This is a genomic window from Nostoc sp. (assembly GCF_036919615.1).
Taxonomy (GTDB): Bacteria; Cyanobacteriota; Cyanobacteriia; order Cyanobacteriales; family Nostocaceae; genus Nostoc.
The window spans coordinates 76,441-93,948 of the sequence record NZ_JBALCN010000107.1 but is presented as its reverse complement, the minus strand read 5'-3'; the positions used below and the strand labels follow the sequence as shown (position 1 = coordinate 93,948).

The window sequence follows — 17,508 nt, the reverse complement described above, 5'->3', positions numbered from 1 at the left end:
TCTGTTCAACCTTGAGGAAACCTTTGACTGGCATGATACACAAACTGGTATTTATCTTGTTACTATTTTATGCAACTTAGATGTGGAACAGCTTAACGGGGTTTTTTCAATTTAGCAGCTTGACTCAATGTGAATTTTGAGACTTGCCTTCAGCCATCATCTTCTTGGATATTCCCGCGATCGCACACCCTTATATCTGCGCTGATTTGGCGACTTGCGTCTGGATACAGCAGGCTCAGTTTTTTCCGTTTTATCAACTTTCGGTGATTGGCGATCGGCTAAGATATCCAGGGCAGACAAATGACGAAACTCGACGGAACAAGGGGTAGCGTTACCATCAGTATCCCAGATTTTTATCGTTTTACCAACATTCGCTTATTTGTTGGATTACAAAATATTTTTAAGGGCGTTTATTTTAGTTGCCTTCATAATATCGGGTTATTTTTGACAAGCGAGGTGCGCTCACCGTCGAAAATAACCCGTTATTGGGGTGTGTTCCACCAAATGCGTATTTATCGCGCAAGGATTTAAGATTTTCGTTTACCTGTAATTCCCCAGATTAGTTGCTTTATGGGATCGGGTTCTGACTGGCGGAAATCAACCCACATCATGCCTTCTAGAAAAATTGGTAATTCTGGAGTTTGAACACAATCTGGAAGCAGTACAGGAATAACCGGACATCGTCGTCTAACAAATTGCCGCAAAAAAGCGTCTAATTCAGCGTCTTGCCAGGGTCCAGTATTATTCTTTCCAATAAAGACAGCCGCAGCTTTTATATTCCTGATCTGCTCTTCCAATACCCGTTGCCAGGGCAAACCAGGTTGGAGTTCCCATTCATCTAGCCAAGGCAAAATCCCTAATTCTTTAAGCTGGTTGCCAATAAGCTTGACATTTGGCTTATCATCGCTGTTGTGGCAGAGAAATACGTCGAAGTCTTTTGTTGCAATTTTCCCTTGAACTGAAGAAGTCGCAGTTTCACGATTGCGTTGCAAGTTGGCAGTTTTATCCATTTCTGCAAGAGTGGATGCCTGTGTTTCTGTTATTTGCTCTGCCTGTTTTGGATCTATCAAAGAAATACGAGTTTCACCACAAACGCTACAGGCAATCCAGTCAAAACCACGTTCACGCCGCATCTGGATATGCTGTTCAGGAATTGTTGCACCGCAATTATGGCAAGCAAAAATGCGCCGCTGTTTGATACTTTCTGTTAACGCCCGTCGCTTCAAATGAATCAGGATGTAGTCTTCAAATTGAGAGCGGGTTTGTTCATTTGCCGCTCTATCAAAAAAGAGTGTTAATTCTCCCTTACCTTCTTGAACTTCTCGTAAGAACATACCGCATAATCCACCCACTTTTGCTTTGTAAGTTGCGGCATTCTTCCATAAGTCTTGTTTGATAAAAAGTCCACTTCTTGTGAGCCTCACGGCTAAAGTCGCATAAATATTGAGAACTGCACCTTCAAATTCAAAGATTACTGTTTGACCTTCTGGATTAGGTGCATCGGGCCATTCACGGGTAAATTGTGATGGAAATACCAAATATGCGCCATCGTCCGCCAATTGGCGTAACGCTAACTCGTGGTATAGTAACTCTTCAACCGTTGCAATTAGCAGTAATTCTTCTAGTGCTTTATCCTTAATTCGCTCATCTTCTGACATCCGAAAACGCCCGTGTCGTGCATCTTCTTCAGCAATACTGCCTAAACCATCAGGTTCATCCTTAGCAGCATTAATTAGAGCAGAAGCGTAAGCATCTAGCAATTCGGGTTGCAGTAAAACATAATTTCCAAAAGAAATTCGTCGGATTAAGTCCCTCGATTCGACTCGTCCAATACAGGTATCAAATTGGGAACGCAACTTTTCTGTCTCGGTAGAAGCGTTTTCAGATTTTAGAAATGCACGATATAAGTCATCTACTGTAGATAACAATCGCTCGGCTTTTTTCTCTGCAATTAGGAAATCTTTGATTTGCTGGAAGAGTTTTGTTGAGCTGACGCTTGGCAAAGCTTTCCAATTAATAGCCTTGCGAATTGCATCGACTAGTTCTGGAATTTTCCACCCCTCTTTGGCGCTAGTTTCAAAGTATCCATTAAAGCCTAATTCTTTTACCCATGTATCGATACGCTTTGGACTAACGCCGATACCACCCCGATCTGCACGAGCAGCAACCAGAAATTTCTTGAGTGAAGAAGTACTAGAAGACTGAAGCCGTTGTGCTTGAGTGAGCGCCCGATCCCAATGACGCACTCCAGCGAAAGGATCGGTTTCACTACGAGTATCGAAGATAATAAGAGCAACAGCTACTTCGTTTAAGTGCAATTGATGAATCAAACGATAGCCTGGTTGCCCTGCCAGATCCCATAGTATAGTTTCACGAGTCTCTGCTTGAGAACTTTCTACAATACCTTGCTTATCGAATGTCCAAACTCGCCGTCCGTGAGTTGATTCCGTTGGTCGGAAGTATTCGCCACTTAGCACTAAACCGAGTCCAGATTTTCCTACTCCGCTATCTCCTACTAAAATAACTTTGGCATTGACATAATGAACCGAAGATGAAACCGAAGGAACAGTCAATAAGGTAGGAAAATCTAACTTCCAAATATGGATGATCGTGTCCTTTTCTCCAAGTGTGGCAAGAATAGGCAGCTTTGGATTGAAGGCAACGCTGGAGAGCCATTTACCCGAAGTGAATTCATGAATAACTGCTACAGTTTCCCAAGTTTTGCAATTCCAGAGTCGAACAGAGTTATCTAGAGATTTAGATACAAGAAATTTACCGTCGAAGGAAAAAGAAACATCAGTGACTGCATCTGCATGGCCTTCAAGAATCCTAGTTAGCAAGCCAGTGGCAGTATCCCAGAGCATGATAGTACTATCAAGAATTGCTGATGCCAACACTTGACTGTCCGGCGACCAGGCTATAGCAAGAAATTTGCTATTTTCTAAATTTATGGACTCGGAGGATGTTTGAGTTATGTAAGAAGCTACTAGCTCTAATTCATTTATTTCGGCTAACTCGGCGTGCAACTCCCTTAGCTCTGCCATTCCAGCTTCTATACTTTCCTTGTTTTCAATTTCTGTTCGAGTACTCAGTATCTTGTTCCATTCTAGTTCTAATTGTTTCAGTCTTTCTAGCTGTTCTAAATGCTTTTGCTGAGTAGCATTAGTCTTTACAAGATTAATGCTAGTTAGATTTTTATTTAATAAGGCTAGCATTTGCCCGCTTGAATCCCAAACAAGATTACCTAATCTTTTGTTTTCTAATAGTTCATCTAATAGCTCACCAAAAGATTGACGTTTATAAGAAAAAGTTTTTGAGTTCAGAATATCATGAATAAAAATCTTATTCCTATAACTACCACCAATTATTCCAACATTCCCATAATTAATAGTAACATCCTTTTCAATCGACAAAAAGATATTTTTGTTAAAGAGATTCGCTATTTTACTAGAAGTAACCTCTATTTTTCTAGAAAAGTTTTCAAATTTTTCCCTTAGATCCTCTATTTTTTTTTCGGTTTGTGCATCCCAAAACTGGATTTCTTTATCGTTATGATAATGGGTATTTATTGATGCAAACATCTTTCCATGTGGATTCCATGCGATCGCATTGCTGTTCTCATTTTTAATTGCATTTATTGATGCAAATATCTTTCCAGATGGATTCCATGCGATCGCATTACTGTTCTCATTTTCAATTGTAGATCGTAGATCGCCTGTGTTGGTATTCCACATCTTTATTGTGTCATCGGCAGAGACTGATGCTAAAACTTCTCCATCTGGCGACCATGCTATTCCAAGTACAGTGTCTGTATGTCCTTCAAGTACGGACATAAGCTCTCCAGTTTCTGTATTCCAAAGCTGGATTGTATGGTCTTTGGAGGCTGAAGCAAGCTTTTTCCCATCCGCTGACCATGCAATTTGAGTGATGATGTCACTGTGTCCTTCCAGGGTATAGTGCAGCTTGAAACCTAAAGGTGGCGAGAGAACCGAATTTTCCTGCTCTGAACTTGCTACTTCAGACATACTGTTACTCCGTTTGACACAAACTAAAGGATTCTAGAAGATTAAGGTAAAGCTGAGTTTTTTTCACGTAATCAAATAGGACTCCTATAGTTGAATTATATTTATAATACTTTTCAGGGCGATCGCCTTCGCCGTAAGTCCGGTTGAGCTGAAGAAAACCATTCTCTAATACTTCGACACGATTTCAAAGTACCTCAACATGACTTTGAAGTACTCCAACACAACTTTCAAGTACCTCGACATGACTTTGAAGTACTCCAACACAACTTTCAAGTACCTCGACATAACTTTGAAGTACTCCAACACAACTTTCAAGTACCTCGACATGACTTTGAAGTACTTCAACACGACTTTCAAGTACCTCAACATGACTTTGAAGTACTCCAACACGACTTCGAGGTATTTGTTGCTGATTTCTAAGTAGCTTTTTTGACAAATAAAATAAAAACTTCAGTATAATTTACTAAAAATAATTAAGTCGATCTTAATTTGCTTTAATTTTTCCGAATTATTTCTCAGAGAAGTTTATTGTTGCATTGGCTAGAGTACATGCAGTAACCCTATAACTTCCTTCAGGAGCGCATTTTATGGCACGACTAAAACGCAGTTCACCGACTCTCGAAAAAGCTCTCCGTCGAATTGCAGGAATGCGATCAATTAGCCCTACGCTAGAATTTGGCAACGGATTAAGTTTGACAGACTACGACAGCCGCATTCAAATTTTGCAAACTCAGCTATCAACCTACAACACTTCACTCTCTACCCTGGATGAAATGACAGGTCGCCTTTCTCTGATTGAAGAAGAATTGCGCGGCTATTCTGAAAAGATGTTAATGAGTGTGGCAGCTCGTTATGGCAAAGACAGTTTGCAATATGTTCAGGCGGGAGGCAAGCAACGCAAAAATTTATCACGCCGTTTGAGCAACACCCAATCCCCATCTGATAGTACAGCTACACTTTTGAATAGTACAAACAACAATGGTAGAGAAACCTCTGTTGTATTACCTTAATCGTTTAACTGGATCATGCTGATGATTGCTCCTTTATCTAGTTACAAATGGGGCGATCGCTTTCCTATTTTTCTTCAGTTTTGTTTAAGTCCCGTTATTCCCCTTATCTACCCATCTCCCTCATCCCCACTCCCCTATCCTGGCTTATGATCCAAACGAGTCGCTTGCTCTAGGGCAGCTTTTTCTTTGGCTCGGCGGGCATAGGGTTGTAATTGGTTGCGATCGCAACCTGTTAAAATAATCAGGTTTTCCAAGCTGATCCCCCGCATTAACATTTCTACGCGCCAGGTTTGTTGTGCCTGAGCTACAGTTGGCGTCTGTGCTTGGGGAGTTAATAGTCCATTACTCCATACTTGCCAACGTGTCTGAAGTTCTGATTCTGAGAGCGGTTTGCCTGTTTCATTCAAAAACATAGCTGTTTGAGCATCTTTACGGCTTTTGAGCCATTTGATTAAGGGATTATTCGTGAAAGAGCCATAGCGTTTGCCCAGAATCCACTGATTCACAGGTACTTGACGAACAAGTCCTGGGATTGTGATTTGCAGGAAGTGCCCTTGAGGATCGTAGATTTGGTGCGATCGCTCCAAGCTAATTATTTCTGTGGCAGATAACCCAGCCCCAAATAACACATAAGCTAAGGCATAATCTCGTACTCCCGATTTTCTGGCTTGTTGCAGAATTTCGTGAACTAAACTAGCAGGCAAATCAGCTACTTCTGTGGTAATCAACCCTCCTTGTAAGGAGTTGGTTGCTGATTCTGCTGAGGATGACATGGCTCCATGTAAAAATAACTCCACCAAATTTTCCAGAAAATCATCCCGATCCTCCCAAAGTTCGTGAAATTCGCTGGTGAACTCAATTACGGCATATCCCAAGATCATCCCATTCAGCAAACTGGCTAATTTTTCTGCGGGTAAATAGGTATTTAAGTGTCCTTGCTGGATTACAGTAGCTAAATACTGAGCTACATAGCGGTTTGCTTCTGTTACTCCCCTGCCTAGAGCGCGGCGATTTTCTGCCGGGAATTGGTCGGCTTCACCTACCACAGACCGGACAAACTCTGGCACTCGTTCTAATGCATGTAAGCTATCACTTGCATAATCTTTAAGAGCTTGGTAGACATTGCCCGGAGGTGTTGCCCGTCGCACCAGCGACTCACCTAAATCCTTGAAAGCTGCGGACTCTTCCAGCACAGCTAAAAGCAGTCCATGTTTATTGCCAAAATTCCGAAATAACGTTACTTCGTTGACTTCGGCTTTTTCAGCAATTTGGCGGGTTGTGGTAGCGCTAACTCCCTGAGCAGAAAACAACTCAAGTGCAGCTTGAATCAGGCGTTGACGAGTGGAAATGAGTTGAGACGACATAGAGAAATGCAAGTGGCACTTGCAGGAAGATGAGAGTTCTGCTAGCATAACAAATGTAAGTGATACTTGCTTTACTCTACCCAACAGGTGATGCTCCTTCTCCTGCAAAGACGCCAAAGCAAGCGTCACTAACGCCAGTTGCTCATGGGGAGCCACTGCGATCTTCTCCCAAAAAGAGAGGCTAGCCCCAAGGGAGAAGACCGCGCTGGCTCACTGTAACTAACTTGTAGTCTGTCAAGTTGAAATTGATGGGTAAGCAAGTTCGTAGTCAGGACTTTAGTCCTTATTTTGTAAGCACTCTTCGTGCTTACTACAAACCCTCTTGCACTAGCTTGACAAAGTACTAGTGTACAGGGCGGGTAAATCCCTGTGGGATTATGCCCAAGAAAAAGCAAATCGCTTCCTCATCCATCAACAGGAATTTTTATGACCGCAAATTTTGGGGCGATCGCCCCTGAGAGAGGCAACTCACCTCAACTCAGTTGGACAAATGTAGTATTTTTTGCTGCATTTCATGCCTTAGCACTTCTAGCTCCTTGGTTTTTTTCCTGGTCAGCATTAGGTTTATTAGTATTTCTCCACTGGTTATTCGGGAGCATTGGTATTTGCCTGGGATATCACCGACTACTGAGCCATCGGAGTTTCCAGGTTCCCAAGTGGTTAGAGTATGCGATCGCCCTGATTGGAGCGCTGGCTATGCAAGGCGGGCCAATTTTTTGGGTAGGTGGACACCGCCAGCATCACGCCCACACAGAAGATGTCAATTTAGACCCCTACTCTGCTCAAAGAGGATTTTGGTGGAGCCATATACTGTGGATTTTCTATCCACGTCCAGAATTTTTTGACTATGACACCTATAAAAAATATGCCCCTGACCTAGCAAGACAACCCTTTTATTGCTGGCTGGATCGCTACTTCTTGCTGTTGCAAATACCCTTCGGGTTGCTGCTATATGCCTTAGGAGGATGGTCTTTTGTATTCTACGGAGTGTTTGTTAGGTGTGTCTTGCTTTGGCACTCAACCTGGTTTGTGAACTCAGCATCACACCTGTGGGGTTATCGCACCTTTGATGCCAATGATGGTGCTCGTAATCTTTGGTGGGTATCCCTCGTAACCTATGGAGAAGGATGGCACAACAACCATCATACTTATCCCCACATGGCAAAATCTGGTTTGTCTTGGTGGGAAATTGATGTTACTTGGTGGAGCATCCTAGTTTTGCAGACTTTGGGTTTAGCCAAAAAAGTTGTTTCACGTCCCCCTCAAGGTGCAACTCACGGCTAAATTGCAGCTAAATTATCATGAATTTGTTATGCCGATTGCTTCCCGCAGTCGGCTTACTAATTTTTATCAGTAGTATTTCACGGTGATCTTCTCAACAGATACAAAATGAATCTGCGTTCGCTAAAGTACTACTCAATTTCAGGACGATTAGAGAGATTCCAAGACTGAATGAAGTAGGATTTCTTAGCAACAGCGCTCAACAGTTAGTACAAGTGAAGCCGGACTAGAAACCTATGTGGATATTCGAGAAGGTGATGCTTTTATCCGTTTCTAGTCAGAAAAAATTCAGAGACTAATTCAAGCCTAAAGGAAACCCTTTAACAAGTTCAGGACTTACGCACAAGTCATGTAAGAAGGAACCACAGAGACACAGAGTACACGGAGGATTAAGAGTTTGAGAGGTTTTTTGCGTAAGTCCTAAGGTTGTTTCAAAAGTCTAAAAGTATCCTAAAAAACCCCTCTCCAAACCTCTCTCTGTTTCGGGGAGAGGCTTTGAAACAGATTTCTGTCTGGTTCATTTCCATTTCATATCATGTCCGACTGATTAGTTGTCATTGCGAGTGCAACGAAGCAATCGCAATAGACATATCCCTCCTGTGCCTCCCCTGCCTCAAGAGCTTATCTGAACCGTATTGAGAGAGGAAGGCATGGTAAAAAGGATGTATGGAAGCTAAATTAAAAGCTAATATCTTAATTATTGGTGTTGGGTTTGACAGCTAAACAAATCTTGCAGGCGTTGGATTTGGAAGTTTAATAGGCTCGGTAAGCTGCAAAAATAGCCTCTAAGTCAAGATACATCAACGAAAATAAACAGTATCTCTAAATATCCCTAGCTATCTTCGGTTCCCACAATTTTTAATTTTTTCTATGATTTCTCTGTCTCCCACTCTTCAAGCTAGGCTCTCTCAACCCTTAAAAATTGGCTCATTTGAGGTAAAAAGTCGGGTTCTCCAGTCGCCTCTATCTGGGGTGACAGATATGGTGTTTCGCCGTCTCGTGCGTCGCTATGCCCCAGATTCCATGATGTATACCGAAATGGTGAATGCTACAGGGTTGCATTATGTCAAGCAGTTACCCAAAATCATGGAGGTAGACCCTAACGAACGCCCAATTAGCGTTCAACTATTTGATTGCCGTCCAGATTTTCTGGCAGAAGCAGCAATCAAGGCAGTTGCCGAAGGTGCTGATACTGTTGATATTAATATGGGTTGTCCGGTAAATAAAATCACTAAAAATGGTGGCGGTTCTTCGTTGTTGCGGCAACCAGAAGTGGCAGAGGCAATTGTGCGGGAAGTGGTGAAAGCTGTTGATGTCCCTGTGACAGTAAAAACCCGTATTGGCTGGAATGACAACGAAATTACTATTCTCGACTTTGCCAAGCGGATGGAAGATGCAGGAGCAAAAATGATCACAGTACACGGACGCACCCGCGCCCAAGGATACAATGGCAATGCCCGTTGGGAATGGATTACCCGTGTAAAAGAAGTGCTTTCTATCCCAGTTATTGGGAATGGAGATATTTTCTCAGTTGAAGCAGCGGTGAAATGTTTAGAGCAAACTGGCGCTGATGGTGTGATGTGTTCTCGTGGAACTTTGGGTTATCCGTTTTTGGTGGGAGAAATTGATCACTTCCTAAAAACTGGGGAAGTATTACCGCCACCAACCCCAATTGGGCGTTTGGAATGTGCAAGAGATCATTTACAAGCCTTGTGGGAATATAAAGGCGATCGCGGTGTGCGTCAAGCCCGCAAGCATATGACTTGGTATGCTAAAGGTTTCGTTGGTGCTGCCGAACTCCGGGGACAGTTAAGTGTAGTTGAAAGGGTAGATCAAGGTTTGGCAATGATTGACCAAGCAATTGAAAAACTGGCTAATGGTTATGAACTAGAAGAAGAAGCGCAAGGTAGTTTGGTAATGCTTTAAAAAATTGATTTTACCACTAGTTTGGGGTGATATTGCTGGTTGCTAAAAGTGAGGCGATTGCTTAGACACTGTTGCTGGATTGTTCTCAGTAGTCATGAGCGATCGCCTTTCTCAGAAAGCCTTAGATTTTTATCATAATCTGCCGATAGCTTGTTGAATTAAAGCGTGCAGATTAGAAATGACTATAAATTATTCTTCACCCAATCTCTAAAATTCCGCATAGCTTGACTTCTCCCAATTGTTAAACACTGCTGAACATATTCATTGACTAATTCAACAATTGGTATATTAGGAAAATTAGGACTAGATTCAGATTTTATATATTTCCCCTGTTGTAACAAAGAAATTTCTAAACCTTGTTGTGTATGTCGCCAAAGTTCAGGAACTCCCAAAATTTCATAATTCTCAAAACGAGTCCGGGAGGTAATATCAATTTCGATTACTAAATCTGGTGGTGGGTCTATATTTAAATCAATGCGATTTTTGCCAATTATAGCAGCTTGATTTTGAATATAAAAACTGGCATCTGGTTCTACTGCTTGCCGCATTCGCTCATTTTTAAGTGTTGTGGAACCAAAAGGTTCAAAATCAATTTGGAGTTTGTCTAATAAAATTCTCACTAACTCACCAATATATTCTTTATCTTTTTCGTGTTCTGGTAGGGGAACCATAATTTCTAACCAGCCATGACTATAAGAAATACGTGCAGCACGCTTTTCTCCCATTTCTTCTAAAATATTTTCTAACTGCTGCCAACTAATATCTTGGAGTAACATTTGTTGACCAGGTTTGACGATAATTTGTTGCAGTTTTAAAAGCATATCACCTCAGATAGTTGATGTAATAGCTGTTATATACAGCAGATGGAATTTACAAATCAACTTTCTTAAAGTATATCGCCTTCAAGCATCAGTGGAAAAATTAGCCAAAAAATCATTGATATAATCTTTGGTTATTTCAATGTTTTTCGCAATTTTGACTTTTTACTTATTAATTTTGTTGAATAGAGATTTGAATCACAAACTCTGTGCCCTGTCCAAGTTCGGAAGTACAGGAGAGTGAACCGCCATGTCCTTCGATAATAATTTGACGAGCGATCGCTAATCCCAATCCTGTGCCTTTTCCTACAGGCTTGGTAGTGAACAAATGGTCAAATACTCGTTGCTTGACCTCTGGTGACATCCCCACCCCATTGTCGGCAATCTTAATCAAAATATGCTGACCTGATTCGGCTACATCGGTTTGAATTGTAATGCAATTGGGGTTGGCTAGAATCGCTGACAAACTCCGCTCTGTACTGTATTCTTCAAGTGCATCAATAGCATTTGCCAACAAGTTCATAAACACCTGATTGAGCTGTCCAGCAAAGCATTCTACCAAGGGTAATTTGCCATACTTTTTTACTACCTCAATTTCTGGACGGTTTTCGTTGGCTTTTAAACGATGTCTCAGAATCAAAATAGTACTGTCAATGCCTTCGTGAATATTGAAAGGAACTTTGTAATCTTTATCTGCTCTGGAGAAGGTTCGCAGACTAGTGCTGATACTGCGAATACGGTTAACACCCAGTTTCATTGAGTCCAGCAATTTAGGTAAATCTTCGCGTAAATAATTCAAGTCCATCGCATCAATTTCGTCTTCAATATCTGAGCCTGGTTCTGGAAACTTCTCTTGATAAAGCTTAATTAGCCCAAACAAATCCTTGACATAATCTTTTGCTGGTTCTAAGTTGCCGGCAATGAAGCCGACAGGATTGTTAATTTCATGGGCAACACCTGCTACCAAATTACCAAGGGCAGACATTTTCTCACCCTGCACCAATTGCAATTGCATCGTTTGGAGTTCTTGCAACGCTTGTTCTAATTGTTGCTTTTGCTGTTGTAGCAAGTGGTGTTCTGTGATATTCTCAGATGTGCCAAGGATGCCAAAAACGTTTCCTTCTTGATTTCGTAGCGGAATTTTGTTTGTATTCGACCAGATTTGTATTCCATCTGCTTTCTGCATGCTTTCGATAATATTGAGTTCAGCTTGTCCAGACTCCATAATGCGGCGATCGCACTCTATAAAAGAATCTGATTTCTCACTAGTCCAAGAAAGGTCATAGTCTGTTTTACCGATAATATTTTCTGGCACTCCTACACCTGAAGCTTGAGCAAAGTTATGGTTACAGCCTAAATAAACACAATTGCGGTCTTTCCAGAAAACAAACTGGGGAATACTGTCAATAATTAACCGCAAGAATTGTTCGTTCTGTCCCAGGTTTTTGAGAGTATCTTGTGCTTGCTGATAAAGTCGGGCGTTTTCTAAGGAGATTGCAGCTTGAGTGCATAACAAATTGAGAATTTCGACGCGATCGCTTGTAAACGCCCCAGTAGTAAGATTGTTTTCTAAATACAAAATCCCCAACAGTTTGCCTTGATACAGAATCGGCATACACAGCAAGCTTTTGGGTTGCTGACGAATGATGTAGGGGTCAGCCATCAGCGCCGGATGCACTGCTGGATTAATGATCACCGTAGGTTGCAGGTTGCGTTTGACGGCGTAAATTAGGCTATGGGGAACGTCTGCGCTATCTTCCACAAAAATGGACTGGAGCACGGTTGATTGCTGCCTAACTTGAGCGATCGCCTCAACCACCAATCTACCTGCTTTGATCAGTAGTAACGCACACTTATCTGCTCCAGCATTTTCAATCACCACTTGCAGTAGCTTTGTGAGTAATTTCTCCAGTTCGATTTCACTGGAGAGAGTCTGAGAGGCTTTGAAAACTGTTGCTAAATCTAGCATTACTGATGTATTGCTGCTAGATGTTACTGATTTATTAAAGTTTGGGTGCAAGGTAGCAATGCTGTCAATATTTGTAATCGTCTGACTAGACGTGATTGGCGAGCGCGTCTGTTGTAGAATGGGAGCTAGCAATTGTGGATAACGCTGTTCTAGATCATCGACTTTGGCTTTAGCGCCCCAGCGTGTGTAGCAATAGTAAGCATTAATCAAATACTCTTGGGCAATACGTTCTTTGTGCCATTCTAAATAAAACTTCGCTGCGAGTTCGTTGGCGAGAGCTTCTTCGTTGACATATTCGTTTTCTTTGGCTTTAGCAATAGCGCGATCGTAATACTCAATTGCCTCGGCTTTCGCTCCCAAAACTCGACATTTTTCTGCGACAACTAAAGCATGGCGGTGAGCCTGATTGCTGGGTGCATGAGCTGCCCAGATGCTGAGTTTTTCTTGATCGGCTGTCACCCGCTCGATAATGCTGGTTTGGTCTGTCTCACTGGCATTTGGATAAACCGCTAATTGAACCAATGCATCGTAGAAATAGAAGATAGGAACCAGCACTAGTCCCGTGACTGCACCCAAATATGGTTCTGCCAGTTTTGCATTTTGTAATGCTTGTTCATAGTGTTGGAACAGGTAACAGAGGAGCAGTTTATTGAAATAAACCTGATATAGTCCTGCTCCCTGATTCGTTTTGAGGAAAAGCTGAATTATTTCATCCTCATAGCAGTATTCGCCAAGCAACCGCTCAGGTTCAGCCGCAACCTCCAACAGATTGACTACAACCTGATGATAAATACTTTGTGTGTGGAGACAACTATCCTGGCGCAATTGCTGAATAACCTTGCGATGAGCTTCTGTCGTTTGTCTTAAGGCAGATAGTTCCTGACCACTCCAGTAAGCTGTGTCGCAATAACACATCAGGCTGAGAGCAACATACTCAATATCACCGGTTTCTAGCCCACTGGAGTAAGCTTGCAAATATCCTTCCAGAGTATATTTTGCAGGTTCTTGCCAATGTCTGAGGAAGCAGTTAAAGGCAAAAATGGTTTTAGCGGTTAACTTGGGGGCATGGATGCGTTGTAGGAGATTCACCCCCAATTGCCCAAACCGATAGCCTGCGTCAATATCTCCTAATATGGCAACCAAGGTCAACCCGTACATCACATAGCCATGAGTCGATTCTGGAGCATTGCCGTATTCTACTGATAAATCGAACTCGGCAAAGATCACCAGGGGCAATAGGTCAGGGGCAGCTTGATAGGCAGCAGAAATAATGCTGGATAAAATAACCATTGCCGCTTTTTTGTCCGGTGCGGTCATTTGGGGTAATTCCAGCAAAGATTCGATTGACCTACCATTGAGCAAGGTTTGGGTGTGCCGCAGTGCCTGCTCGATGTCTGTTTGGGTGGGTCGTTCCGGCAAATTCACTCCCAAATGCTTTAGCATTTTCCGTGCTAGTTGCAAGGCTTCTAGCTGCTGATGTTGTGCCATGCAAGCCTGGATTTTAATATTGTAGATATTTACCCGATCTAGCCAGGATTGGGCATGATTCAGCACAACCTCAGCGAACTGTTCCATCTGTTCAAAATGGGTGCAGAGGTAAGCTGATTCTGTTGCTCCTTCATACAAGATGAGGGCGAGATTGTATTGACTGTGCCAGCAGTCATCTGTTAACACAGAAATACCTATGTTGAAATAGTCTAAAGCTGCTACGTAAGCTGTTGCACTCTTGGCTTTATGCCCAGCCACCAAGTTTAACTGCACGAGTTCCTGTTGCTCCTGCTCGTCACTAATCAAAGCAACCCCTTGATTCAGGTGGTTGACGATCGCAAAAATTTTCTCATCTCGTTCATTTGCGGTGATGGCTTGTTGCAGCAAACGTCCAATATGCAAGTGAGTAACTTGTTTTTGATTGTCAGGAATTAGTGAATAGGCAGCTTGCTGAATGCGATCGTGAAGAAATTTGTAACAACAGGAGTCAGGAGAATTGTGTTGCTGAAATCCTGACTCCTCTTGATAGAATTTGTAGACTTCATTGGTAGGGATAATCAACCCATCCTGCACAGCTTTCCAAAAGTCTGCGGCTGTTTCCACCTGAGATTTTTCATGGACGATTGCTAATGTCGCTAAATCAAATTGGTTGCCTACACAAGCCGCTAACTTCAAAACTTCTTGAGTTTCTGTTGACAACTTTTGAAGTTGAATTACCATGAACTCTACGACATCATCAGTCAGAGCAAGCGATCGCACTTGAGTAATATCACATTCCCAATAACCACCTTCAAAATTAAATGTAATTAGTTGATCTTGATGTAGCGCTTTAAGAAACTGGGTGCTAAAGAAAGGATTGCCTTTGGTTTTGCTCAATACTAACTCTGTCAACGGTGCAGCTAATGTTAACGTGCAACTCAATGTATCTGCAACCAAATGATTAATATAAATCTGCTCAAGGGGAGCTAAGGTAATCGTACTGACTGTAGCGTCTAACTTCTGAATCTCTTCCAAAGTCAGCATCAACGGATGTACTGGGTTGACTTCGTTATCTCGGTAAGCACCAATTAATAGTAAATAGCCGATGTCAGCTTCGCTCATTAATAAGTGGATTAACTTTAAAGAAGCAGAATCTGCCCATTGCAGATCATCAATGAAGATCACCAATGGATGTTCTCTTGTCGTGAAGACTTGAGTGAATTTCAAAAACAGCAAATTGAAGCGATTTTGTGCTGCACTCCCAGAGAGTTTCGGTACAGGAGGCTGTTTACCAATCATACTTTCCAGTTCTGGAATCACCTCAATCATCACTTGTCCGTTTTCACCCAAAGCAGAGATAATTTTGCACTTCCACTGCTCAAATTGGGCGTCAGTTTCATTCAGCAGTTGTCCTATTAAGTCTCGGAAGGCTTGCACAAAGGCAGAGAAAGGAATGTTGCGCCCGAATTGATCAAATTTACCTTTAATGAAGTAACCCCGTTGTCGCACAATTGGCTTGTGAACTTCGTTAACCACAGCAGTTTTGCCAATCCCAGAGAAACCTGCCACCAACATAATTTCAGTGCTTCCCTGACTGATTCTCTCAAAGGCATCCAGTAAGCTTTTGACTTCGGCTTGGCGACCGTAGAGCTTTTCTGGGATGATAAAGCGATCGCAAATATCCCGCTTACCTAGTTCAAAGGATTTAATCGAACCAATTTCCGGCAATTGAGATAAACATTTTTCTAAATCAAATTTCAGCCCTAATGCACTCTGATAGCGATCTTCAGCATTTTTCGCCATCAATTTGATCACAATGTCCCAAAGGACTTGGGGAATCTCCTCATTTTTGAATTTTGTTAGCGGAGCGTTAGCGAGTCCGCGTCCCTTGCGCGTCTCGTAGAGAGCGTCATTTTGAATTTTGAATTGATCCGGTTGCTTGGCAATATGACAGTGAACCAGCTCCATCGGATCATTAGACTGAAAGGGTAGCTGTCCGGTAAGCAGTTCATAGAAGGTAACGCCGAGGGAGTAATAATCACTGCGATAGTCAATTGTGCGATTCATCCGCCCGGTTTGTTCCGGGGAAAGGTAAGCGAGAGTACCTTCTAAGACATTAGGACTGTGAATTTCGCGGGTTTCTCTAGGTAAAAGAGAGGCAATGCTAAAGTCAATCAACTTGACTTGCTTGGTTTGCGGATTAATGAGGATGTTGGCAGGCTTGATGTCTTTGTGGATAACCCGATGGCGATAGAGTCCGTCAAGAATATTGCTCAGAGCGATCGCAATGTCCAAAAACTCTGTCAAAGTATATTGGTTGCTCCCCATTTTTTTGTTCATCCAATCTCTAAGGGAAATGCCACCAAAATCCTCCATCACCAAAGCATAGCTGTTGCGGTAAGGTTCCAGACTATAGGGATGAACAATACCAGGTAGGTGAATATTTTTAGCGATAGTGTACTGATTACGGAACAGCAGCAGTTCGTTGAAGGTAGGATACTCCTGCTGGAGCAGTTTGATGACGACCGGAAGTTGATCAGCCTCTCGAATTGCACGGTAAACCAAGGTTCTAGAGCCAGCATAAAGTTGCTCGCTAATTCGATAGTTCAAAAGCTTGTCCATCGGTTCAACTGCTGTATTCATACTTGATCAACTCTTGTTAAATCAGCTATTTATTTAAAGTAGTCTGCCCAAAAATCAGCTTTTTCTAACTCAGTTTTCTTTTGGCGACGCCGATAGCGAAGCGTTAGCGAGTCTTCTCCCAAGGGGAGACGCCTAGGGCGAACGAGCGTCATAGCCCGTCGTAGACATCGCATTTAACGTGTGTAATCTGTCTTTAGCTCTCAAGCAAAACTCCCACTATTTCCGGTAAAATCAAGTTCTGAGGACTGTGGATTTGGGAGAAATTTGGGGTGCCTACACTTGGCGTTAACATTGACCACATCGCCACCATCCGGCAAGCACGGCGGACGGTGGAACCAGACCCTGTAGCGGCGGCGGTGCTGGCAGAATTAGGGGGTGCTGATGGGATTACAGTGCATCTGCGCGAAGATCGGCGGCATATCCAAGATCGGGATGTACTATTGTTGCGGCAAACAGTGCGATCGCATCTGAATTTAGAAATGGCCGCTACAGATGAAATGCTAGTGATCGCTCTCGATCTCAAACCAGATTACGTGACTTTAGTCCCCGAAAAGCGCGAAGAAGTCACAACAGAAGGCGGATTAAATATTGTCGGGCAAATTGCTAGAATAGGTGAGATAGTTGATAAATTGCAAAGCGCTAACATTCCAGTTAGTGTATTTATCGATGCCGAGCTAGCACAAATAGAAGCATCTGTCAAGGTGCAGGCGCAGTTTATTGAATTGCATACTGGACAATATGCTGAGGCTAAGAATGAAACAAATCGCCAGCGAGAATTAACCATATTAGCTAAAGGGTGTGAACAAGCGATTCAAGCTGGATTACGAGTCAACGCTGGACATGGACTCACCTACTGGAATGTCTATCCTGTGGCTGCGCTTCCAGGTATGGAAGAACTCAACATCGGTCATACCATCATCAGTCGGGCAGCATTAGTTGGTATGGAAAGGGCAGTCCGTGAGATGAAACAAGCTATAAGAGGGCATGGAGCATAGGGCGTAGGGC

9 protein-coding genes are annotated in these 17,508 nt (G+C 42.6%); 5 read left to right on the top strand and 4 right to left on the bottom strand.

Going from position 1 to position 17,508, the window contains the following annotated elements; translation table 11 throughout:
* Positions 1 to 143 precede the first annotated feature (143 nt).
* Positions 144 to 329, top strand: a complete 186-nt coding sequence (locus tag V7K48_RS34330) for a hypothetical protein (RefSeq protein ID WP_229484257.1) — start codon at positions 144 to 146, stop codon at positions 327 to 329.
* Between the two features lie 198 nt (positions 330 to 527).
* On the opposite strand, the gene V7K48_RS34325 is transcribed toward V7K48_RS34330, so the two are convergent.
* Positions 528 to 4,025: a TIR domain-containing protein gene (locus V7K48_RS34325; protein WP_335079758.1), complete on the bottom strand. Its 3,498-nt coding sequence runs from the start codon at positions 4,023 to 4,025 to the stop codon at positions 528 to 530.
* A gap of 587 nt (positions 4,026 to 4,612) precedes the next feature.
* Between V7K48_RS34325 and V7K48_RS34320 the strand changes: the two genes are divergently transcribed.
* On the top strand, positions 4,613 to 5,035 hold the full coding sequence (locus V7K48_RS34320) for a hypothetical protein (RefSeq protein ID WP_335079756.1): 423 nt from the start codon (positions 4,613 to 4,615) through the stop codon (positions 5,033 to 5,035).
* Between the two features lie 134 nt (positions 5,036 to 5,169).
* Here the strand turns inward: V7K48_RS34320 and V7K48_RS34315 are convergent, their stop codons facing one another.
* Positions 5,170 to 6,399 (bottom strand): TetR family transcriptional regulator, encoded by a 1,230-nt coding sequence (locus V7K48_RS34315; protein WP_335079763.1) that lies wholly within the window; start codon positions 6,397 to 6,399, stop codon positions 5,170 to 5,172.
* Between the two features lie 426 nt (positions 6,400 to 6,825).
* Between V7K48_RS34315 and V7K48_RS34310 the strand changes: the two genes are divergently transcribed.
* The gene (locus V7K48_RS34310) at positions 6,826 to 7,683 is read left to right on the top strand and encodes an acyl-CoA desaturase (protein ID WP_335079753.1); all 858 of its coding nucleotides are present in this window, start codon (positions 6,826 to 6,828) and stop codon (positions 7,681 to 7,683) included.
* An 867-nt stretch (positions 7,684 to 8,550) separates the two neighbouring features.
* A complete protein-coding gene (dusB, locus tag V7K48_RS34305; RefSeq protein ID WP_335079751.1) occupies positions 8,551 to 9,606 on the top strand; it encodes a tRNA dihydrouridine synthase DusB in 1,056 nt (351 codons plus the stop codon).
* A gap of 182 nt (positions 9,607 to 9,788) precedes the next feature.
* On the opposite strand, the gene V7K48_RS34300 is transcribed toward dusB, so the two are convergent.
* Positions 9,789 to 10,427: a Uma2 family endonuclease gene (locus V7K48_RS34300; RefSeq protein ID WP_335079749.1), complete on the bottom strand. Its 639-nt coding sequence runs from the start codon at positions 10,425 to 10,427 to the stop codon at positions 9,789 to 9,791.
* Between the two features lie 169 nt (positions 10,428 to 10,596).
* Positions 10,597 to 16,503: an AAA family ATPase gene (locus tag V7K48_RS34295; RefSeq protein ID WP_335079747.1), complete on the bottom strand. Its 5,907-nt coding sequence runs from the start codon at positions 16,501 to 16,503 to the stop codon at positions 10,597 to 10,599.
* 269 nt (positions 16,504 to 16,772) lie between these two features.
* Here V7K48_RS34295 and V7K48_RS34290 point away from each other — a divergent pair, with 269 nt between their 5' ends.
* Positions 16,773 to 17,498: a pyridoxine 5'-phosphate synthase gene (locus V7K48_RS34290; RefSeq protein ID WP_335079745.1), complete on the top strand. Its 726-nt coding sequence runs from the start codon at positions 16,773 to 16,775 to the stop codon at positions 17,496 to 17,498.
* Positions 17,499 to 17,508 lie beyond the last annotated feature (10 nt).

Excerpts from the sequence above, each read along its gene's own strand:
- V7K48_RS34325 (WP_335079758.1), bottom strand. The coding sequence starts at position 4,025 with ATGTCTGAAGTAGCAAGTTCAGAGCAGGAAAATTCGGTTCTCTCGCCA.
- V7K48_RS34295 (WP_335079747.1), bottom strand. The coding sequence starts at position 16,503 with ATGAATACAGCAGTTGAACCGATGGACAAGCTTTTGAACTATCGAATT.
- V7K48_RS34315 (WP_335079763.1), bottom strand. The coding sequence starts at position 6,399 with ATGTCGTCTCAACTCATTTCCACTCGTCAACGCCTGATTCAAGCTGCA.
- V7K48_RS34310 (WP_335079753.1), top strand. The coding sequence starts at position 6,826 with ATGACCGCAAATTTTGGGGCGATCGCCCCTGAGAGAGGCAACTCACCT.
- V7K48_RS34320 (WP_335079756.1), top strand. The coding sequence starts at position 4,613 with ATGGCACGACTAAAACGCAGTTCACCGACTCTCGAAAAAGCTCTCCGT.
- V7K48_RS34300 (WP_335079749.1), bottom strand. The coding sequence starts at position 10,427 with ATGCTTTTAAAACTGCAACAAATTATCGTCAAACCTGGTCAACAAATG.
- dusB (WP_335079751.1), top strand. The coding sequence starts at position 8,551 with ATGATTTCTCTGTCTCCCACTCTTCAAGCTAGGCTCTCTCAACCCTTA.